This window comes from Neobacillus sp. DZ-9, from assembly GCF_059587065.1.
Map to the genome: position 1 here is coordinate 19,373 of NZ_JCAIOL010000010.1, position 21,217 is coordinate 40,589.

Sequence of the window (21,217 nt, forward strand, 5' to 3'; positions counted from 1 at the left end):
TTGAAATGTCATTTAAACATGTTACGGAAGTATTAGAAATTATGGATAGTATTCATGCAACCGGAGAGGATGTAAAAAGCTACCTCGAAGGGATTTCAAATCTTGGGAAGATCTCGGTTGAAACAGTGGAGGGAAAAGCAGGTTCAACTGATTTTATTAAAGTTGTAATTCCTGGTGAAAATGGAAAGTTTAACGGGGGAAATGCGCCAACACTTGGAGTAATCGGACGTTTAGGCGGAATTGGTGCTCGTCCTGAGGTTAAAGGCTTTGTTTCTGACGGGGATGGAGCATTATCCTGTATGGCGGCTGCCGCGAAGCTTCTCGATATGAGCGGAAAGGGTGACCGCCTTAATGGGGATATCATTTTAACGACACATATTTGCCCAACAGCGCCAACCTTGCCGCATGATCCTGTTCCATTTATGGATTCACCCGTGGACATCTTAGCGATGAACCAGCACGAAGTGACAGAAGAAATGGATGCGATTCTTTCAATTGATACAACAAAAGGCAATATGATTACCAACCATAAAGGGTTCGCGATTACACCGACTGTTAAAGAGGGCTATGTATTAAAAATCAGCCAGGATTTATTACATGTGTATACTCAATCGGCAGGCCGTCTTCCCGTTACGCTGCCGATTACAACACAAGATATTACCCCATATGGAAACGGGGTTTACCATGTAAATAGTATTCTTCAGCCTGCGGTTGCAACGAAAAGTCCAGTTGTTGGGATTGCTATTACGACGGAAACGGCGGTTGCCGGCTGCGGCACTGGGGCAACACACCCAATGGATGTGGAACAGGTTGTCCGCTATGTGATCGAGGTGGCCAAACTTTTTGGCGAAAATAAGTGTTCTTTCTATGATGAAGCCGAATTTGCCCGCCTCGAGCAGTTATATGGTAAAATGACGCATTTACAAACAAAAGGAAATCAGGTGACTGCGGGATGAGTGATCTAACAGCCTTAAAACAAAGATTGATCGATGAAGTGGAAGCACATAAAGATGAGTTGATTGAGCTATGTGGTTCATTAATTAAAATCCCTAGTGAAAATCCCCCAGGGGACTCTACTGAAATTTCTCAGTTTATCACGGATTATCTTCACCAATATGGACTCGAAACAGCATGGCACGAATCAAGTGAGAAAATGTTTAATTTAATTTCTAGTATCGGAATTGAAAAGGGGAAAGAATTAATCTACTGTGGACACACGGATGTCGTTCCTGCAGGTGATTTATCAAAATGGGATTTTAATCCTTTCTCCGGGGAAGTAAAGGACGGCTGGATGCTGGGCAGAGGTGCTAGTGATATGAAAGCGGGTCTTGCCGGATTAATTTTTGTCTTTGCATTATTAAAACGGTTAGATGTAGAGCTCCCAGGAAAACTAACGCTGGCGATTGTGCCGGATGAAGAAACGGGCGGGGAATTTGGTGTCCCGTGGCTGCTCGAAAAGAAATTGATTAAAGGGGACGGTGCTTTAATAGCAGAACCATCTTCACGGTTGAATCCGACCATCGGCCAAAAAGGTTCTTACTGGTTCGAGCTTGAAGTATTCGGCGAACCTGGCCATGGCAGTCTGTCACCGCTCGCTGGAAATAACGCCATTACCGATGCGATTGCTGCGATTGAAAAAATAAGAACGCTTTGGGATCTGAAAATTGATATTCCAGAAAAGGTTCAGGGTTTAATTGACGTCTCCAAACGGTATATGCGGGAAGTTGAAAAAGAACGTGAAAAGTTCCAGCCAGTACTTGAAAAAGTTACTGTCAATATTGGTACCATTCAAGGGGGAACGAAATCAAATGTGATTCCTGAAAGCTGTAAGGTACAAGTGGATTGCCGTTTGCCATTTGGGATTACTCGTGATGAAGTTACTTCCTATTTGCAGAAACACCTTGATGAATTAGGAATCCGCTATGAAATTCGGCCATTTGGATTTAGAAGTCATGCCAACTATACTAGTGCTGAGGACCCGGTGTGCAAGGCCATTGTTGATAATATTACTTTCGTCACTGGTGAAGAGGCTTATGGTGTCATGCAATGGGCGAGCAGTGATGCCCGGCACTTCCGGGATTATCACATTCCAGTTTTACAATACGGTCCTGCCTATTTACCTACGATCCACGGATACAATGAACGAGTTCGCGTTGAAGATATCGTTCGTTGTGCAAAGGTATATATAGCAGCGGTTATTGATTTTCTTTATGAAAAATAATTCAGATAAAGGCGGCTTTTTTGCATGAAGCTGTCCAGGCTTTTTGTTGCAGTTATCCTTTTTAACTTTTACTCCCTTTAAAGTTAGAGGATAACTGCATATTAATGTAATTACTATTGCATTTTTCAAATTTTAATTATCTAATTAAAATAGGTGTTTTGTAATTGTAAGGGGGAGTTAATTCTACATGTTAAAAACCTTAGATTTAGCACTTAAGGTACTAATGATGTTTACAAAGGAAAGACCCGTTTGGGGAGGAAGAGAATTAGCAAATGAGCTTGGCTTGAATCATACCAATATTTATCGGATTCTCGAAACCTTAGAAAAAAATAGATTTATTTCAAAAGATAAAGAGACAAAAAAATATTCATTAGGTTATGCTACATGGGAATTAGGGATGATTATGTATGAAAGCCTAAATGTGGATAAATTAATTCACCCCATACTTGAACGATTAAGGGATAAAACGGGAGAGTCCATTTTTCTTACTATATTGGATCGGGATGAAGCTGTTACACTTGATGTAGTAGAACCAGAGAATAAGGTAAAGTTTTCTGTTTCTGCAGGAAGCAGGTCTCCATTATATGTGGGCGCATCTTATCGTACCATTCTAGCATACATGCCGGATGAGTTCATTGAATCGGTGATTGAACGCGGTTTGGTGAAATACACAAAAACGACGATGACAGACCCGGAGGAACTTCGAGCTGAATTAGAAAGAATAAAGGAACAAGGCTGGGCGCAAAGCCAGGGAGAGTATACCGCTGATGTTATTGCTATAGCCGTACCGGTTTTTGATAAAGGCGAGATACTTGGATCGCTTACCGTATCCGGTCCCATTTACCGAATGTTTGACGAGAAAATCCAGGAATACCTTCCTCTTTTAAAAGAGACAAGAGACGAGGTAAGCGCTGTCATCCAACGATATCAATTGAAATTGAAAGTATAACATCTTGGGGGAAGAAAAATGCAAGGTATGATAGAAGTTACAAAATCAATATTGCAACATAATTTAAACGTTAAGGAAAATGAGCATATCCTCATTGTGACGGATCTGGAATCTTGCGAAATTGCTGATGTGTTTTATCAAGCAGGTACTAGTTTGGGAAATGAAACCATCGTAATGAAAATGGTTACGAGAACGAAGTCTGGAGAAGAACCTCCACAACCAGTTACCGGAGCCATGAAGTCTGCCGAGGTTGTGCTTTGCATTACAAAGCATTCTCTTACTCATACAAAGGCTAGAAAAGAAGCATCATCTCGAGGGGCACGTGTGGCTACTATGCCAGGAATTACCATGGATATGCTTCAAGAGGGGGCGATTACGGCAGATTATTTAGAAGTAGAGCAGTTAACCGGTATCTATTGTGATCTCCTGGAATCTGGCGAAAGAGTGACCATCGAGAAGGGACATACAAAATTATCGTTTTCGATCAAAGGAAGAAAGGGTATTCCAAGCACAGGTATTTTTCGAGAAAAAGGGGAGTCTGGGAATCTCCCGTCAGGTGAAAGTTATATTGCCCCGATTGAAGATTCCGCAAATGGAACAATTCTGGTAGATGGATCGATAGCAGGAATCGGAGTTGTGAGCGAACCTGTCATGTTAACTGTTGAAAACGGAAGGTTAGTAGATGCTACAGGTACAGAAGGAAAACAATTACTTCAAATACTCGGCGATGGCAACGGCAGAATCATTGCGGAGTTCGGCATTGGCACCAATAAAAAAGCACGATTAACCGGCAACGTCTTGGAAGATGAAAAAGTCTACGGAACTGTGCACATCGCCTTCGGCAGCAACAAGCCGTTTGGTGGTACAAATGAAGCAGGTGTACATATCGATTGTGTTATAAAAGATCCTATTGTCACTATTGATGACAAGGAATTATCATTGTAAATCATGGAGAATGATTTCAAGCAGTTGATTGAAGGAACAAAGCAATGAAAGAATTGGCCGTCATTTCATGTCTCGTGCTAATCGGATTTGTCCTAAGTATCATTGTGGTTGTTAAATCTTATATTTAAGGTGCCTGTTCTGGTGCGGTTGAGATTCTTTGTTGCATTAATGTGACGGAGGGTCTTTACGTTCGCCAATTGAGGTTCGTCATTTTTATTTATTGATGGAGAGACAAGAAAACGAGAGGCAATCCCTCTCGTTTTCTTTATGATAATAGTGGAATTCTGCTTCGATATTGCTCTACCAGCCTATTATTATGTTCATCAGATCCATCAATATTGCCGCTTAGGAAGATGGGTGGTTCTTTGCCATTGTCGGCGATTATTTTAATCGCTTCGGCGAAAATCGCATTTAGGATGACAGCACCAACCACGGTTGACGTCGGAGCAAACGGAACGGCAACCTTTTCATACGATAATGCTGCATCGCCCTTTGCAGAATGGTTATCGATGACTAAGTCCACGGAATTGTAGAGATGACGGCCGCTTTTATGCCTCGAAGGTTGGCTTTGTGAATATTCCATTGAGGTGATTCCGATCACAAAGGCTCCCTTTTTTTGTGCTTCTTGGGCAACATCAACTGGAACAGGGTTACGTCCCGAAGTGGAAATTACAAAAACAACATCCTCTGGGCGGAAATCCTGATCCTTCAAAAATCCTTCGGCCAGGTCATTCTGTCTTTCAAGCTGGGAGGAACGAAGTGCTCCTTCGTGTAGCATTAACGGTTCCACGAGGATGGGCTTGATTGGGACAAGGCCGCCGGCACGGTAGAAAACTTCTTCTGTTAAGATGTGTGAGTGACCGCAGCCAAATAACTGAACAATCCCGCCATTTTGAATGGCCTCGGCCACTTTTTCAGCCGCTTTCTTGAGATTTTCCTTTTCACTGTTTTCCACCTGCTCGATTTTTTCCATAGCTTTTGCAAAATATTGAGTAAGCACTTTTCCTCAGCTCCTGACTACGAATAGCTTGCTTAACTATAATATACTCTTGTCTATGCATGACTCCAACTATCTTATATTTAGGGGGCCCGTTTTGGTAAATACCGGTTACTTCCGGCCTTCATTGCCCGTACACGTCAAAAAGCCAGTTACACGGTAAATGAAAGAGAGTTTCATTGCCCGTACCCGTCAAAAAGCTGGTTACACGGTAAATGAAACGGTAATTCATTGCCCATAGCCGACAAAAAGCAAGTCACACGGTCAATGAAAATGAAATCTAATTCCGAAGTCCAAACAACACGAATAGCCCATAACGAAAACAACTCAAAAAGGGAACGCTTCAGCGTTCCCTTGTTATTTTTCCTTAGACAAAAACCATCCGCCCATCGTAATAAGAAGCAAAACGGACCAGAAAGCTGTATTCCATAGGGAGCCTTCAATAAATCCATGCGGAATCATGTGGACAGATGGATGGGCAAGCGTATGCATCAATAACTTAACCCCGACCCAGCCGACTAGCAACATGGCGGCCTTTTCCAGACTCGGGCGTTTAGCCAGGATCTTGACGAAGAATCCGGCGGCAAACCGAATCACCAATAAACCCGCAATCGCTCCTAATACAATTACGATAAATTGGGCGCCGTCCATCCCGCCAATTTCCCCTATCGGTGTATCTGGCAAGTCAATGACAAGAGCGACTGCCGCTAAAATGGAATCTACAGCGAAGGCGATATCTGCTAAAGCAATTTGAGCAACCGTCACGCGATAGCTTTTTCTTTTATGGATCTTTTTTTCGTGGTCACTTTTAAGCAAGTGTTTTAATGCGATAAAAATTAAATAGGCAGCGCCAACCGCTTGGATTTGCCACACGTCGAATAGAGACGAAATGATAAAGATTGCTGCAATCCTGAAGATAAAGGCGAATAACAATCCAAGGTTAATCGCCTTTCTTTGCTGTTTAACAGGTAAATGCCTTGCCATGATCGCTAACACCAATGCATTATCGGTTGAGAGTAATCCCTCTAAAACTATCAAAATAATAAAAACCCAACCATACTCTAAAAATAACGATACCTCCATAAATTCCTCCCCCTACTCGCTTGTACATATATATTCAGGGGAGAAAGGAGATATTAATTTTTAAGAGTTTAAGATTATTTAATGAAAAGATCAAAGGCAAGTGAAACCAGCCAGCCAAGAGCAAGAGCCACTGTCAGATATGTACCAAGACCAAGTAAAATCTCCGCCATGATTCCTCCTCTTTTTACATTAAAATTTAAATATCTTTCCTATAAAACAAAGCCATTATAACAAGGAATTAAGAGGAAATTGTCGAATTAACAGAAATTCACCAAATTGTAAAAAAATTTTCATCTAGCCTTAATAAAAGAAACAACAAAATCCAATTTTGTAGAATCCCACCCTCTAATTAAAAGAAAATAACTCCAATTGTAGAATAAGGCTGAGAATTTGTAGAATCCCCAACCAAATTTGTAGGATGTAACCTGAAATTTGTAGAATACCTCCACAATTTTGTAGAATTCCACCTTCGAATTAAAAGAATATACCGCAATTGTAGAATAAGACTTAAATTTTGTAGAATCCCCATCCAAATTTGTAGGATGTAACCTGTAAATTGTAGAATACCTCCACAATTTTGTAGAAACCCATCTTCGAATTAAAAGAATATACCCCAATTGTAGAATAAGGCTTAAATTTTGTAGAATACCCACTCAAATTTGTAGGAACTAACCTGAAAATTGTAGGATACCTCCACAATTTTGTAGAAACCCATCTTCGAATTAAAAGAATATACCGCAATTGTAGAATAAGGCTTAAATTTTGTAGAATACCCACTCAAAATTGTAGAAACGCAATCTTAAAATTGTAGAATACCTCCCTGAGCAGGACCTTTTTTCTAATTACTTTGTGCTTATTTTCCTGTTTTATAAAAAGTAGGTAAAACTTAACTGGACAGGCAAATTAATGTTAAATAGACTAAAAAACAAACACTCTATTAAGTTAAAGAAATAATATGAAGAAGTTCTTCGGATAGCCTTGATTCGTAGAGAAACAAATCAGTGGAAACGGGGGAAGGATCATGTTGGAATTTGCTGCAAATATGGACCAATTGGCCAATATTAAAGTTGTCGGTGTTGGCGGCGGGGGTAACAACGCCGTGAACCGGATGATTGAGGACGGAGTGGAAGGTGTAGAATTTATTGCCGTTAATACGGATGCCCAAGCTATACATCAATCTATGGCAGAGATCAAGATGCAAATCGGTTCATCATTAACAAGGGGGTTAGGAGCAGGTGCTAATCCGGAAATAGGAAAATTGGCGATTGAAGAAAGCAAAAAGCAGATTGAAGAAGTGTTAGCAGGAGCTGACATGGTTTTCGTTACAGCTGGAATGGGCGGTGGTACAGGGACAGGTGCAGCGCCAGCCATTGCAAAAATTGCCCGAAAGCTTGGTGCCCTTACCATTGGAGTGGTCACGCGTCCGTTCAAATTTGAAGGCAAGAAACGGGCAATGAACGCGGAAAGTGGAATTGAGGCCATGAGGGAAGCAGTAGATACCTTAATTATTATTCCAAACGATCGCTTATTGGAGATTGTAGATCGCAATACCCCTATTGTTGAGGCTTTCCGTGAAGCGGATGCCGTCCTCCGCCAGGGTGTTCAAGGGATTTCCGATTTAATTGCTGTGCCAGGTTTAATCAACCTTGATTTTGCAGATGTGAAAACGGTCATGTCCCATAAAGGAACTGCCTTAATGGGAATTGGGATTGCTACTGGCAGCAATCGTGCTGCTGATGCTGCACAGAAAGCTTTAAACAGCCCGATCCTCGAAACCTCCATCAATGGAGCCCATGGCGTGATCATGAACATCACTGGCGGTCAAAATCTTAGCCTTTTTGAAGTCCAAGAGGCAGCCGAAATCGTTGCTGCTGCTTCTCATGAGGAATTAAATATGATTTTTGGTTCCGTCATTAATGAGAACTTAAAAGATGAAATCATTGTCACGATTATTGCTACTGGATTCAATGAGCAAGTAGAGGCAGAAGTACAAACGTCTTCCCAGCCGCCTATTATTGAAAGGTCTAATCCGTATCAACGGGAACCACGTACACAACATAATCGGGTAAACCATGTCGAACCTGATAAGGATTATGACCGACATTCAGATAAGCAAGAAGAATCTCTGGATGTTCCTACGTTCCTGCGACAGCGAAGAAGAAGAGTTAGATAAAAAATCTTATCCGTATTCCCCCTACTTTCGATATAAATGGAACTTTTTTCTAATATAATCGTAAAAGTACTAGGGGGGAAGACAGATGAACGATAAAACACTTTATTTTAAAGATAATTTTTTTTCATCCGGAAGGACGGAAATTTTTAATAGTTCAAAAGAAATAGTGGGAGAGCTGGATTTAAAAAGTGCCTTCTCTTCAAGTATTGATGTGTTGGATAGGAACGAAAATATTGTAGTTTCCGGTAAATTCACTTTCTTTAGTAATAAGTGGCGAATCTACAATTCTAATGAAGAAGAAATGGGTATCCTTAAAGAAAAGTTAACCTTTTTATCAAAAAAATATGAATACGATGCCTACGGACGAGGAGTCTATCAAATTAAAGCTGAGCCCTTCTCGAGACTGTATGAAATTATGGATGAGCGATCGAACCCAGTTGGACGGTTTGAAAAGGTTAGTGGCTTCTTTTCGTCCCCAGCCTACCAACTTAGTAATTTTAATGAAAAGGTTACGAATGAGGAGCTTATAGCCGTCGTAATGGGAATCAATGCTATTCAGAAGAGAAATGCAAGCGCAGCTTCAAACTCAGGCGGCGTAAATTAAGAAATTCGACAAAGGTAACTGCATGGTGCAGTTGCCTTTTTTTGATTTGATGGTGAAAGTATATGGGGGTGTTTTTTTAAATATAATAAACTGAGTAAATACTTGAAAATGGGGTTTTTTAATGAATATCCTTTTAATAGTCATTATTTCGTTTGGACTTCTCAGCAGCACTTGTTCTGCACCCCATATTGTCCAAGATTCGGTGAAGCCGGCTGCTGCTGCCTCCCATTCTGAAATGGAGCAAAAAATTAGAGAGTATTTGGCTTCCAACCATGTTAGTGGGAGCATATCGGTCGTAAAAAATGGTAATTCGTTGTTTTCTGGAGGAGTGGGGTATTCAGACATTTCGAAGCGAACGTTGAATCGTCCGACTACCACTTATCCGATCGGTTCGATCACGAAAACCATGGTTGCGGTCTGTATACTTCAGCTTCAGGAAAAAGGAAAGTTGAGGATACAAGACCCCGTTTCCAAATATGTTCCAAGCCTTCCGAAAGATGTGAAAATCATTCATTTGCTCAATCATACCTCAGGAATCAAGGGGCCAATATGGCACACAGGGGACAAAAAAACTAAGGACATTATTAATAAAGCCTCTGCTAAATTCCCAGCAGGGACAAAATGGGACTATAACGATATAAACTACATCCTCCTAGGCTATATTGTCGAACAGGTTACAGGCGGCGCTCTGCATGATTATATCGAAAAAAATATTTTTCAAAAGGCCTCCATGGTGAATGCAGGTTTTATTAACTCAGGGACATTTTCTTCTAAAGGTTATGTCAAAATAGCAGGGCAGTTTTTAAATTCAAGTAAGTTGAATCCGTCTTTGCTGTTTGGCTGCGGCGATATTTATGCTACGGCACAGGATCTCTCTCTGTTTGATGAGGCCTTGATGACTGGGAAACTCATTTCCAATCCAAGTATAAAGGAAATGGTCACACCAGGTCCCAAATCCAGTTATGGCCTTGGTGTTTACCATAAAGACGACCGCATTTACAGCAGAGGAGTTGTCGGTGGCTGGGAATCCCTCCATGTGTATTACAAAGATCAAACTTCCATCGTTGTTGTTCTAAATGTCCGCGATAAACAGGGTGATATCAAGAAGATTGCAGCTGACATTTATCGCATTGTGAAGGAAGAGTTTTCACAGGAATAATATTCCTCTATATCTATATTCGACTATTTATAGCAAATATGGACAGAAAATGAAGGATAACGTCGAATTATACATATATATAGGGAATTATATAAAGAACGCAGCATTTTACAGCATGTGTGGGGGAGAAAGAGAATTGACTATTATAACTAAAGAAATTTTTACCGGTGGGGAATTAACTTTAAGCAGGAAGGAAACTTATGGGAAAAGCAAGCGATCCCAAAGTACACCTGTGTTCACTACAAGGATGGAAAAACGCGAATATTATAACGAGCATTTTTTTCATATTCGTCATGTATTAGATATCAAAGCATTCTTAAGCGATATTCGTGATCATTGGGATACCTATGTTTCAAAGGTTCACCAGTGGATTCAAAAAAGTTCTATAAAAAAACTAGTTGTGACGGGCATATTTACCATTGTTCTTGGTTTTTTAGGAACGAATGCAAATGCTGCCTTTATTCAGGAATATACTTATCAGGTTAAAAACGGTGACAGTATTGAAGCGATCGCTGCGGAACATGGTGTGACAGCACAAGAAATATTAGATGCCAATGGGCTGACTTCGATTGACGGTAAAAAAATTCTTTTACCCAAAGTGGAAAACAGAATGGTTAACGCGACAGCACTTAATGTCCGGTCAAACCCGAGCACGGAAAGCAGTATTCTTGATACATATAAAAAAGGGGATATTGTGAAGGTTTCATTCGTAGAAAACGGATGGGCAGGCATTCTGATCAAAGGACGAGTTTGTTTTGTGAAGGTTGATTATCTTTCGTCCATTCCGAGCCAAACGACTGGCACAGCTGAATCACAGACAATGTATGTAACGGCAGATACGTTACGGGTGAGAGCGGCGGCTTCCACGTCCAGTGCGGTAGTGGGCTCGTTAAAATTAAATGATCCTGTGATGGTGAAATCGATTGTGAGTGGTTGGGCTCAAGTTAGTCTTCGTGGGCAAACGGCATTTGTTAGTGCAGACTTTTTAACGAAAAAGGAACAGGTAACAACAAAGGAACAGGTAACAACAAATGCGTCTGAGTATGTGATCAAGAGCGGTGATACTTTCACGAAAATCGCCAAAGCATTAGGGGTTCCTGCTTTAGCGATTCAAGAGCTGAATCCAACGGTAGATCCATCAAAGCTGAAGATTGGACAAAAAATTAAAGTTCCTGCCGCTGCTGAAGCTGACACCTATCGCATTCAAGTAACCGCTTATATAAGTGGGGTAGACTCTCATGGAACGTTTCGTTTTATCACTGATGATGGGAAAACGAATTGTGCAAAAGCTACAGGCAATATGATCAATGAATTATTTACCCGTCAAGGGGGACAAGCAACTCTAACTCTTGAGGGAAAAAGGGGTCAAACCATGACCCTGATCGATTTACAATAGAATGTATAGAGGCCCAAATGTGGGCCTTTTTTATTTTAGCATCATTTTATCCAATTCACGTACTTGATCATAGGCTTTCACGAGTTGTTCAGGCACCAAGGTTCTGCCATATTCCCAAGCATTCGTTTCTATTTTAGATTTAAGCTGTTCGATTTCATCATCTTCACCGTACTTTAGAATCCTCAAGTCATGTTTGTTTTTCTTAAAATCTAAATAGTATCCGATTTCATGATAAAGAATAACTTTAATTAAGTTTTCATCGGTTTCTTTTATTTTAAAATTAATTTTAGCCAAGTAGCCGTTAACTTGTATGTAGTTAAACTTTATTGTATTGGTCGATACGTTATAACTCATCGGAGCAGGCAGATTATTGTTAAATTCATAATCAATCTTTAAATTGTGCTCGCTCAATGTATTTTCAATGATCTTTTCGATATCCCATATGTACAGCATCTATTCTATCCCTGCCCTTTCAGAGTAAACTATGTAAGCTAAATCGAATTATTTCTTCTCGACTTTCACTATTCCTTTACCTAAATTATCTTTTTCAAAATAGCAAATGACCTCATCATCAACGTTTATTTTGTCACCTGACACGATTTTATCAGCAGAAAATTGGATTCCTGTCCCGTCTTCACTTTTTCCGTAATATTGATTTCCTTTAATTTCGCTAATCTTGTATTCTAGCGTTGTGTACTGCTCGGAATTAGTACTTGTATTGTCAACAGGCGCAACTGAATGAGATTTAATTAATACTAATATTATTAATATGGATGAAAGTATCGCTAGGATGACCACTCTTTTTAACATTTTCCTATACCCCCTCGTAAGTATTGTAAGAAATGATAGAAGAAAGTGAAATCCTTCTATTTTCCTTTTTTCGCTGAATAGTTTCACGTTTCTTTAAGAATACTATAAAAAGAAGTTTTTAATAAAGAAGGTTGATGAAACGGTGATAGGTTAAATATGAAACTTACCCTAATCATAGATGCCGCAATTATGCTGTTGGTTTCTTATTTTATCATGAAAAAGAGACTCCACTTATTTGAAAACATTTTTATACTCATGATCTTGGAGTTTCTCGTTACCAGCTATTGCGCCATCTTGTATATTAATTTAGATGTTTGGACTGTGACAAATGAAACGGCTCTCTTTATAATCTTTCGAATCTATGAAGCGATTATTTATCCCTTTATCTGGATGGGTTATTTCAATTTACTTCCCATTTTTAAATCTCGATTCTCTAAATGGATATTGACAGGTTTATTTGTAAGCATTCAATCTGGGGTTGAACGATGGCTGGTAGAATGGGATGTCATTACCTATAAGGGCTGGCATTTTTGGTTTTCTTTCATCCTCCAAATATTGATTGTGTTGATGGTCCACTTGGCATTAACATGGTACAGAAATCTACTGAGAAAAGAAGGGATCCACGAATAGATGCTTCCTTTGCCTGAGAAATTTGATGAAAACGAATGGTTTCTGCTTTTATGTATTGGTGTATCCTATGTTATTGTTTTCCTTTTGCCGAGAAGATTTCCTCGAAGTTTAACGGTCCTTTTTATGTTAATCGGCACAACGATTGCGAGGCTTTCCGATCATTTTCTCGCCTCGCCGAAACTCGATTTATATAATATCATGGATACACCCAATTACGATTTCTTTGATTTGATGACCTATTTTTTGTATGCTCCTTTTTCGTATTTGTTTATTTACTTTTATGACAAATGGAACATCAAAGGGTACTGGATTTTGCTTTATCTCGTTCTTTGCACCTCAGGCGGAACATTATTTGAATGGATTAATAAAGAGTTTGGCGTGTTTACCTATAAAGGCTGGAAGCTTTCTTATTCCTTTAGTGTATATTTAGCGATTCAATGCTTAGTGTTGCTTTTTTTTCATTGGGTAGTGCCTTTCACACGGAGACGGCAGCAAGTTGAAAAAGCTGGCTCTCATTAGTGTCGGTAAAACCTATATGCAAAAATTAGCTCCCTTCAATTAAGGCTGTCACTAAACCAACGGTGCAAATCGCCATACAGGAATAAAGGAAGTTGTCCACTTCCAGAACAGCAAACCCTGCCAAAATAATGAGTCCGTCCAGGATGATAATGGCAAGTGCCAAATTTATTGGGGTAACTCTCGATATGATTTTGGCAAGCAGGTCGGTGCCTCCTGTGCTGGTTTTATAGCGGAGCATAAGCCCGACACCAGTTCCAATGATGACTCCCCCAATTAAGGCACTCGCGAACTGGGAGATGAGAAATTGAGTTCTTAATGGAGCGAGCATATCAATGAAAAACGAAGAAGCAAGCAATCCTTGGATATTGGTGAGAAAATAACCTCTTTGGTGCATGCACGAAAAAATACAAATAGGGAGGCTTAAAACCACCATTGTAATCCCTGTTTGAAACTCAAAAAAATAATGAAGGATTAAGGCAATTCCAAGGATTCCGCCGTCTATTAAATGATGAGGTACAAGAAACCCATTCACTCCAATTCCCACCAGCAAGCTACCAATAATCGTCGCCAATAATGTCTGAATAATAACAATCACCTTGTCCAGTCTTTTTGATTTATCATATGACGGCTCTTTGGAAAAAAGAAGCAGTGACTTTCACCGGGTTGGGTTGAAGTATTTTGTTTTCCATTTTGTGTCTAATTGTCCAAAACGGCTTGGAAAATGTCCAAAGCTAGAAAAAAAATGTCCAAAATCACCTCAAAAATGTCCAAACCACTCGGATAATTGTCCAATGTACCTCAAAAAATGTCCAATACTCCGTGAAGCATCATTTTCTTCGCGTAATTTTATACTGAAGCTACAAAATTGGTTCCCATTCTTCCCGAAGCAGCCCCATTCCAAATAAAATTTCAAAAAATTTAACAATTTGTTCATAAAGGATTTGTTCTTACCTCCATATATTAGAGAAAAGGAGGTGTGGTAAAATGCCCGATGAACCACAAGAACAACCTCAAGAACAGCCTCAGTTTGATAGCCAAGCATTGAAAAATGAGATTAAAAGTGAATTAAAAGAAGAATTTGGCCATTATCGTCATAAACGAAAACACAGAGTGATTTATTCAATATGTGTGTTCGCTGCTGGGTTGGTGATTGGCTTTGGCGGTGGAGTCGCTTCCCATTCCGACCATCACCATGGCCATGGACACGGTCAAGAGCAATTTCAAAAATGGCATCATATGCATAAATAAAAATGCCCCGATCCTTGCCTGGTGAGACCATCTCTCACCAGGCTGTCTTTTTTGTTCAAATAATTATTGGTATTTGGTTGGAAAATATGAAATTATTAGGATGGAGTCAATAGGGAGGGATCCAGGATGGAATACGAGTTAAAAGAGCTGATTAAGAAGTGTGATATTGCCATTAAGCAAGAGGACTTTGATATGTTGATGAATTACTATACGGACGATGCCATTTTGATTGTCAAGCCTGGAATGATTGCACGGGGTAAAGAGGAAATCAAAAACGCCTTTATCGCCATCGCCAAGTATTTTAATAATAGTCTTGTGCCAACACAGGGGGAAATGATTATTTTAGAAGCCGGTGATACGGCTCTAGTCCTGTCGCAAACGTTGCTGGATGCCGATAAAAAGGAGTCGGATTTTTCGATGGAGAGAAGGGCGACCTACGTCTTTAAGAAAAATTCACATGGTGAATGGCTTTGCGCCATCGATAACTCTTATGGTACTGACCTCATTAATAAATAAGGGATAGTTCGGGCAATTTGCAGCCGGTTGTTGTTCTATAGCAGCGGTCTATGGGACATTTTTGAGAAGAATTAAAAGAAGTATTGTCCCATAGAACCAATCTATGGGACATTTCGAGAAGAAATCAAGGCAGGTTTGTCCCATAGAAACCGTCTATGGGACATTTCGTGTTGAATTCAAGTAGGTATTGTCCCATAGAACCAATCTATGGGACATTTCGAGAAGAAATCAAGGCAGGTTTGTCTCATAGAAGCAGTCTATGGGACATTTCGAGAAGAAATCAAGGCAGGTTTATCCCATAGAAACCGTCTATGGGACATTTCGTGTTGAATTCAAGGAGGTTTTGTCCCATAGAACCAATCTATGGGACATTTCGAGAAGAAATGAAAGAGAGGTTGTCCCATAGCCCCCCCAGTCTAACATCATACAGTACTTAATTCCGCCAAGCCGAATCCAAATGATGAGCTTTTGTAGTCAAATTACTTATTTTGTCGAAATCCTAGTGAATTTGTCCAATCAATACTTGTCTTTCGTAATACATATAAAAGTGAAAGAAGAATCTTTGTTGGATTGGGTGGTGATAAGTATGTGGTACGGATGCGGCGGTTTTGGCTACGGCGGCGGCTTCGGTGGCTTCGGCATGGGCAGCACCTTTGTGTTGATTGTTGTATTGTTCATCCTGTTAATCATCGTTGGTACTTCAGTCATCTAATGGGCTAACCAGGATGGAATGAGGTCACGATTCTAATTTTGAATCGTGACCTTTTTAATTTATGAGTGACCAAGTAAGCCCTTCTTAAAGCAAGAAGGGCCTTTTTATTGAAAACAAGGCTTATCCATCCTCAAAAATAAGGAACAGGCTTCCCTGTTTGTCAATAAAATGAAACTAGCTATACTCGTACGAATATGGGAGTGAAATTATGGGTGCTATAAACGGAAAGGAATTTATTGATCGAATAAATCGGATGAATGCGGAAATTTGGTATGACGGAAAAAGAATTGCCGGTAACATCTCTGAACATCCGGCTTTCAAAGGGGTTCTGCAAACGAAAGCTTCTCTGTATGATTTGCAGCAAAACGTTGATTTAAAAGAGATCTTGACATATACATCACCAGAAACCCAAGATACAATTGGACTTTCTTTTTTGCAGCCAAAAACGAAAGAGGATTTAAGACGTAGACGAAGGATGATGGAAATCTGGGCAAGGCACACGAATGGCATGATGGGGAGAAGCCCTGACTACATGAATTCGGTGGTCATGAGCTTTGCCTCCTCCGCGGCTATTTTAGAAAATAGGGAAAATTGCTTTCCTGAAAATATCCAGGCGTTATATGAAAGAGCCAGGGAAAACGATCTCTCGTTTACCCATACCTTTATTACCCCGCAAGTAAATCGTTCACAGCTCTATTATGGAAATTCAAAGGAGCCGATTTCGGCTAAGATCATTGATAAAAATGAAAAGGGAATGGTGATTCATGGGGCCCGCCTCCTAGCTACTCAAGGCGGTTTAACAGATGAAATTCTGGTATATAATGCACCAAAAATGTACTTTGATACAGATGAAGCGTTTGCCTTTTCGATTCCTACAGATACAAAAGGATTAAAATTTATCTGCCGCGAATCGTTTGTCGGCGGTGAATCGATTTTTAATCATCCGCTTAGTTCAAGATACGAAGAGATGGATACAATCCTTGTTTTTGATCATGTCCTAGTGCCATGGGAGCGCGTCTTTTTTTACGATAATGTCGAAGCGGCTGCTGATTTTATGTATAAATGCTCGTTTCAGCCCTTTGCTACACATCAAGCGGTGACAAGGCAGATTGCCAAAACAGAATTTATGCTCGGTGTTGCGGAGCTTCTGGTGGAGACGATTAATGTCAGAGAGTATCAGCATATACAGGAAAAGCTGTCTGAAATCATTACTGGTCTTGAAACGATGAAAGCACTATTAGAGAAATCCGAAAATGATGCGGCTCTGGATGAATGGGGATTTATGAGACCTAGTATGATCCCTCTTCAAGTGGCCAATAGCCTCTTCCCGCGCATTTATCCCCGCTTCACAGAAATCATTCAGTTAATTGGGGCAAGCGGAATGGTATCATTGCCAACCGAAAATGACTTTCATTCTGAAATTCGGACAGATCTCGATAAATATCTGCAGGGGGCAAGCAAGCCCGCGGACGATCGGGTGAAGATATTCCGCTTAGCATGGGATTTGACGATGAGCTCTTTTGGCACTAGACAAACCCATTATGAACGGTATTTCTTTGGCGATCCAGTGCGCTTAGCGAGTCTACTGTACCATAACTATCCTAAAGGGGAACATGTTAAGGGAATTAGTGACTTTTTGAATTTGAAAAATGAAAGTTAAGTAGGCAGATCATATGGAAGTTTTAGCCTTCTTTGGGGTATGATTTTATTTAGAAAAAAAATAGGGGGCTACATTTATGGAACACCATAAACAGGTTTCATCCAAAGAAGGTTTAGCGGCATTGGATAGGATAAGGCAAATTTGTATGGAACTGCCTGAGGTCACAGAGGAAATTGATGGCTTTGGCCATACTTCGTTCCGCGTGAAAGATAAACCGTTTGTCATGATGGGGGAGAATAAGGAGGGTGTTTCGGCAGCAATCAAGACTTTGCCGACCACGCAAGAGTTTCTGATTCAGCAGCCAGGGTATTTTAAGACACCCTACATTGGTCAGCATGGCTGGACCTCCCTTTTCATCACGCAAAATCAAAACTGGGAAGACCTTAAGGGATACATTTATGAAGGATATTGCCGGGCAGCGCCGAAGCGTTTGTCCAAATCAATCTCTAATGCGGAAATCCATTAAATCCTATATAAAAGCAGGAACGCTTTTCATATGGTTTTACTATACCTCTCCATGATAAAATCGATAAAATACCTGCTGGCGATCGGCAAAACTCTTTTGTCTTTGTATGCCAGACTAATGGTCCGAACAACAGATGGAGAGATGGATTTTGCGACAATCTTATAGGGACACCTGCTTAAAACAAGCTTTGGTAAAATGGAAATGCCAAGTCCCTGTTCGATCATCGACATAATCGAATAATCATCATATACACGGTATTGAATATTTGGTTGAAAGTTATGTTGGTTAAATATTGTTAAGGGTTCACTAATTTCCCCCTCATCTAAAAGGATATAAGGGTCATTCGTTAATTCCTTCAATGAGACTTTGTGGTGAGCAGCTAAAGGATGTTCTGTTGGCAATACGGCGAGCATCTCATCTTCTTGCAAGGGAATGGTCGTCAGATTTGATACCGCTTTTGGATTCACAAAGCCAAAGTCCACGCTCCCATCTTTAATCCAATGGAAGATATCCGTATAATCCCCTTGATGCAATTCGAACTGTACTGCCGGGTATTGTTTCTTAAAATCTTTGATCAAACCGGGCAGCCAATGACAGGACACACTAGAAAAGGTGCCAATGCGAATAAGTCCGCTATGCAGCCCTTCCATCTCTTTATGCTTTTCCTGCAGTTCCCTATGTGAATTACAAATATTTTTAATAAAAGGCAAAAATTCTTCGCCATCCGGTGTCAGGGTAATACCTGTCCGAGAGCGGAGAATAAGAGTAGTAGAAAGTTCCTCCTCTAAGGAATGGACCATTTGGCTAATGGCGGATTGCGTATAGCCCAGTTCTTCCGCAGCCTTGGTAAAACTGCCTGTTTCAATTGCTTTGATAAAAGCATAATACGAATTCATGCCCACCAGACCCTTTGCATTAGTATTTCTAATAGTTTCATTATAAATATTCGTTTTACTAATGTAAATGAGGGTGATACGATAGAGCCAATCTTGAAAGTTTGGGGCGACAATGATGACACAAAAACAGGCAAACCTGATATTAGCTACTGTTTCGATGGGGTGGGGAACCTCTTATATTTTTATGAAACTCTGTGTGGATACGGTATCTCCCTTAACCATTATTGCTTTACGATTTGGAATTGCCTTTATTGTGATGATGGCGATCTTTTTCAAAAAAATGATTCGTATTGATGCTAAAACATTGAGATACAGTGCGATTGTCGGCGCGCTGCTATTCGGTATTTTCCTGGCGCTTTTGTATGGGATGAAAAATACAACCGCTTCTTCTGCAGGTTTTTTGACGAGCACAACCGTGATTTTAGTGCCGATTTTACAAGCCTTTATTACGCGAAAAAGACCTAGTAATAAAATTATATTAGGAGTTCTGGTTGTTTCGCTTGGCTTAGGACTACTCACTATTCGAAATGATTTCACTTTTGCTGATGGCTCGCTATATTGCTTGGCTGCCGCGCTCCTTTATGCGTTCCACATCGTGGTCACAAACCTCTTTGCACGAGGGGTTGATGCTTTACAGCTGGGGATTTATCAGCTTGGATTTACATGCTTTTATGCCATCATCGGGACTTTTATGTTTGAAACACCTGTTTTACCGCATGAAGCGATTCATTGGTTGGCTCTGCTTGGTCTGGCACTCATCTCTTCTGCCTATGGCTTTGTCATGCAGACCATTGCCCAGCAGTACACAACACCTGAAAGCACTGGTTTTCTCTTTTCCCTCGAACCGATTTTTTCAGCCGTATTTGCCTTCCTCTTCCTCCATGAAAATATGGGGAAGCAAGGGTATGTTGGTGCGTTGCTCATTTTAGCTGGTGTTTTAATAGCAAACTCTATATCTAAAAAACAACTTTTAATTAAAGAAATGAAAATATGATAGTATCCAAAAAAAGATTGAAAGCTACGGTTCTCAATCTTTTTTTATTTACAATAACTTAACAATTAAAGTGATTGAAAACATCTGAAAGTCGATTTAATATATAAGCAAATAGTTATATGTTAATATGCAAGCAAAAATCCATGAATGGTCTTGGATAAAAAAGAAAATAATAAATGTTTTATATAAGTAAATTATTATTTACTTATATGTTTGGAGGTGTTTATGTTGAAATCAAAAGTTGATGTGGATAATGCTGCTAACGTTTTAAAGCTATTAGGCGATAAAACACGCTTAACCATGGTGGCCATATTAAAACAAAGGGAATGCTGTGTGTGTGAATTTCTTGAAGTGTTTGATATGAGTCAGCCGTCTATCAGCCAGCATCTTCGAAAACTGAAGGATTTAGGGTTGGTTAAAGAGGAGCGAAGAGGTCAGTGGATTTACTATTCTTTGAATTCACAAAGCGATCTATATGGACTTATTGAAGATATATTAGAGCATGTACCAGTTCAAACAGAGAAAATCAAACAGATTGAGAAAAGCAATCCTACACTTCGTTGTGGGTGTTAACACCAAGGGGATAAGACATAATGAAAAAAAAGCTAATCAGTGAATTTTTAGGAACCTATTTTCTTGTTTTTGCTGGAACGGGTGCAGTAGTCATTGATTCGATTACGAAAAGTTTAACTCATGTTGGCGTAGCTCTTACATTTGGGCTTGTGGTGATGGCTTTAATTTTCACGTTTGGCCACCTCTCAGGCGCTCACTTTAATCCAGCGGTTACCATTGGATTTTTAATTCATGGGGATATTAATAAGAAGGAAGCACTTTATTATATTCTTATTCAAGTCATTGCTGGGATTACAGCTAGTGCAACTTTGCTGTGCTTATTTGGAAACGTTGCAGCCCTTGGTACCACCTTGCCAAGTGGTTCATGGGGTCAATCGTTTATTTTGGAATTTATCCTTACATTTTTCTTGATGATGGTTATATTCGGTTCTGCTGTCCATGGTAAAGCAGTAAAATCCTTCGCAGGAATTGCTATAGGTGCAACAGTCGGCTTAGAAGCTATGTTCGCAGGGCCCATCTGTGGTGCTTCTATGAACCCCGCAAGATCCATTGGACCAGCACTTGTATCAGGAACAACTCAACATTTATGGGTGTATATAGTCGCGACAATATTAGGAGCCAGTTGTGCGGCAGTTATCTATAAAATACTACACGAAAAATAAAGGA

24 protein-coding genes are annotated in these 21,217 nt (G+C 40.0%); 18 read left to right on the forward strand and 6 right to left on the reverse strand.

The features are described from left to right. Positions 1-5: 5 nt before the first annotated feature. From AC59HZ_RS23745 to AC59HZ_RS23760, 4 genes are all read left to right on the forward strand, one after another. On the forward strand, positions 6-956 hold the full coding sequence (locus AC59HZ_RS23745) for a DUF1177 domain-containing protein (RefSeq protein WP_496548233.1): 951 nt from the start codon (positions 6-8) through the stop codon (positions 954-956). Beyond that, positions 953-2,221, forward strand: a complete 1,269-nt coding sequence (locus AC59HZ_RS23750) for a M20 family metallopeptidase (protein ID WP_496548234.1) — start codon at positions 953-955, stop codon at positions 2,219-2,221. Before AC59HZ_RS23745 ends, AC59HZ_RS23750 begins: the two co-directional genes overlap by 4 nt. Positions 2,222-2,408: 187 nt before the next feature. Further along, positions 2,409-3,170, forward strand: coding sequence for an IclR family transcriptional regulator (locus AC59HZ_RS23755; protein ID WP_496548235.1), 762 nt, complete (start codon positions 2,409-2,411; stop codon positions 3,168-3,170). 18 nt (positions 3,171-3,188) lie between these two features. Then, the gene (locus tag AC59HZ_RS23760; RefSeq protein WP_496548236.1) at positions 3,189-4,115 is read left to right on the forward strand and encodes an aminopeptidase; all 927 of its coding nucleotides are present in this window, start codon (positions 3,189-3,191) and stop codon (positions 4,113-4,115) included. Positions 4,116-4,380: 265 nt separating this feature from the next. Here AC59HZ_RS23760 and AC59HZ_RS23765 read toward each other — a convergent pair whose 3' ends face one another. Beyond that, a complete protein-coding gene (locus AC59HZ_RS23765; RefSeq protein ID WP_496548237.1) occupies positions 4,381-5,115 on the reverse strand; it encodes an SIS domain-containing protein in 735 nt (244 codons plus the stop codon). A gap of 354 nt (positions 5,116-5,469) precedes the next feature. Next, positions 5,470-6,195, reverse strand: a complete 726-nt coding sequence (locus AC59HZ_RS23770; protein WP_496548238.1) for a TerC family protein — start codon at positions 6,193-6,195, stop codon at positions 5,470-5,472. A 1,021-nt stretch (positions 6,196-7,216) separates the two neighbouring features. Here AC59HZ_RS23770 and ftsZ point away from each other — a divergent pair. From ftsZ to AC59HZ_RS23790, 4 genes are all read left to right on the forward strand, one after another. After that, a complete protein-coding gene (gene ftsZ / locus AC59HZ_RS23775) occupies positions 7,217-8,368 on the forward strand; it encodes a cell division protein FtsZ (RefSeq protein WP_496548239.1) in 1,152 nt (383 codons plus the stop codon). An 85-nt stretch (positions 8,369-8,453) separates the two neighbouring features. Continuing rightward, a complete protein-coding gene (locus tag AC59HZ_RS23780; protein WP_496548240.1) occupies positions 8,454-8,972 on the forward strand; it encodes an LURP-one-related/scramblase family protein in 519 nt (172 codons plus the stop codon). 121 nt (positions 8,973-9,093) lie between these two features. Further along, entirely contained in the window at positions 9,094-10,131 is a 1,038-nt protein-coding gene (locus tag AC59HZ_RS23785) for a serine hydrolase domain-containing protein (protein ID WP_496548241.1), read from the forward strand. Positions 10,132-10,267: 136 nt separating this feature from the next. Then, positions 10,268-11,527 (forward strand): LysM peptidoglycan-binding domain-containing protein, encoded by a 1,260-nt coding sequence (locus AC59HZ_RS23790; protein WP_496548242.1) that lies wholly within the window; start codon positions 10,268-10,270, stop codon positions 11,525-11,527. A gap of 30 nt (positions 11,528-11,557) precedes the next feature. Here AC59HZ_RS23790 and AC59HZ_RS23795 read toward each other — a convergent pair whose 3' ends face one another. Together AC59HZ_RS23795 and AC59HZ_RS23800 are read right to left on the reverse strand one after the other, a co-directional pair. Then, positions 11,558-11,980, reverse strand: coding sequence for a hypothetical protein (locus AC59HZ_RS23795; RefSeq protein ID WP_496548243.1), 423 nt, complete (start codon positions 11,978-11,980; stop codon positions 11,558-11,560). A gap of 48 nt (positions 11,981-12,028) precedes the next feature. Beyond that, positions 12,029-12,337: a hypothetical protein gene (locus AC59HZ_RS23800; protein WP_496548244.1), complete on the reverse strand. Its 309-nt coding sequence runs from the start codon at positions 12,335-12,337 to the stop codon at positions 12,029-12,031. A 156-nt stretch (positions 12,338-12,493) separates the two neighbouring features. Here AC59HZ_RS23800 and AC59HZ_RS23805 point away from each other — a divergent pair, with 156 nt between their 5' ends. Together AC59HZ_RS23805 and AC59HZ_RS23810 are read left to right on the forward strand one after the other, a co-directional pair. After that, positions 12,494-12,967: a hypothetical protein gene (locus tag AC59HZ_RS23805; protein WP_496548245.1), complete on the forward strand. Its 474-nt coding sequence runs from the start codon at positions 12,494-12,496 to the stop codon at positions 12,965-12,967. Between the two features lie 9 nt (positions 12,968-12,976). Continuing rightward, positions 12,977-13,486, forward strand: a complete 510-nt coding sequence (locus tag AC59HZ_RS23810; RefSeq protein ID WP_496548246.1) for a hypothetical protein — start codon at positions 12,977-12,979, stop codon at positions 13,484-13,486. A 25-nt stretch (positions 13,487-13,511) separates the two neighbouring features. Here the strand turns inward: AC59HZ_RS23810 and AC59HZ_RS23815 are convergent, their stop codons facing one another. After that, positions 13,512-14,081: a YitT family protein gene (locus AC59HZ_RS23815; protein ID WP_496548247.1), complete on the reverse strand. Its 570-nt coding sequence runs from the start codon at positions 14,079-14,081 to the stop codon at positions 13,512-13,514. A 389-nt stretch (positions 14,082-14,470) separates the two neighbouring features. Here AC59HZ_RS23815 and AC59HZ_RS23820 point away from each other — a divergent pair, with 389 nt between their 5' ends. The 5 genes from AC59HZ_RS23820 (at position 14,471) to AC59HZ_RS23840 (ending at position 18,088) form a co-directional block, all read left to right on the forward strand. After that, a complete protein-coding gene (locus AC59HZ_RS23820; RefSeq protein ID WP_496548248.1) occupies positions 14,471-14,734 on the forward strand; it encodes a hypothetical protein in 264 nt (87 codons plus the stop codon). 126 nt (positions 14,735-14,860) lie between these two features. Further along, the gene (locus AC59HZ_RS23825; protein ID WP_496548249.1) at positions 14,861-15,250 is read left to right on the forward strand and encodes a YybH family protein; all 390 of its coding nucleotides are present in this window, start codon (positions 14,861-14,863) and stop codon (positions 15,248-15,250) included. Positions 15,251-15,836: 586 nt separating this feature from the next. Continuing rightward, positions 15,837-15,962, forward strand: a complete 126-nt coding sequence (locus AC59HZ_RS23830; protein ID WP_496548432.1) for a YjcZ family sporulation protein — start codon at positions 15,837-15,839, stop codon at positions 15,960-15,962. 208 nt (positions 15,963-16,170) lie between these two features. After that, positions 16,171-17,622, forward strand: coding sequence for a 4-hydroxyphenylacetate 3-monooxygenase, oxygenase component (gene hpaB / locus AC59HZ_RS23835; protein ID WP_496548250.1), 1,452 nt, complete (start codon positions 16,171-16,173; stop codon positions 17,620-17,622). Positions 17,623-17,698: 76 nt separating this feature from the next. Continuing rightward, on the forward strand, positions 17,699-18,088 hold the full coding sequence (locus AC59HZ_RS23840; RefSeq protein ID WP_496548251.1) for an MmcQ/YjbR family DNA-binding protein: 390 nt from the start codon (positions 17,699-17,701) through the stop codon (positions 18,086-18,088). Between the two features lie 26 nt (positions 18,089-18,114). Here the strand turns inward: AC59HZ_RS23840 and AC59HZ_RS23845 are convergent, their stop codons facing one another. Continuing rightward, on the reverse strand, positions 18,115-18,984 hold the full coding sequence (locus tag AC59HZ_RS23845; protein WP_496548252.1) for a LysR family transcriptional regulator: 870 nt from the start codon (positions 18,982-18,984) through the stop codon (positions 18,115-18,117). A 112-nt stretch (positions 18,985-19,096) separates the two neighbouring features. Here AC59HZ_RS23845 and AC59HZ_RS23850 point away from each other — a divergent pair, with 112 nt between their 5' ends. From AC59HZ_RS23850 to AC59HZ_RS23860, 3 genes are all read left to right on the forward strand, one after another. Then, positions 19,097-19,978: a DMT family transporter gene (locus tag AC59HZ_RS23850; protein ID WP_496548253.1), complete on the forward strand. Its 882-nt coding sequence runs from the start codon at positions 19,097-19,099 to the stop codon at positions 19,976-19,978. Between the two features lie 225 nt (positions 19,979-20,203). Further along, positions 20,204-20,551: an ArsR/SmtB family transcription factor gene (locus AC59HZ_RS23855; protein ID WP_496548254.1), complete on the forward strand. Its 348-nt coding sequence runs from the start codon at positions 20,204-20,206 to the stop codon at positions 20,549-20,551. Positions 20,552-20,571: 20 nt separating this feature from the next. Continuing rightward, complete coding sequence (locus tag AC59HZ_RS23860) at positions 20,572-21,213, forward strand: aquaporin (RefSeq protein ID WP_496548255.1); 642 nt, start codon at positions 20,572-20,574, stop codon at positions 21,211-21,213. Positions 21,214-21,217: the final 4 nt, after the last annotated feature.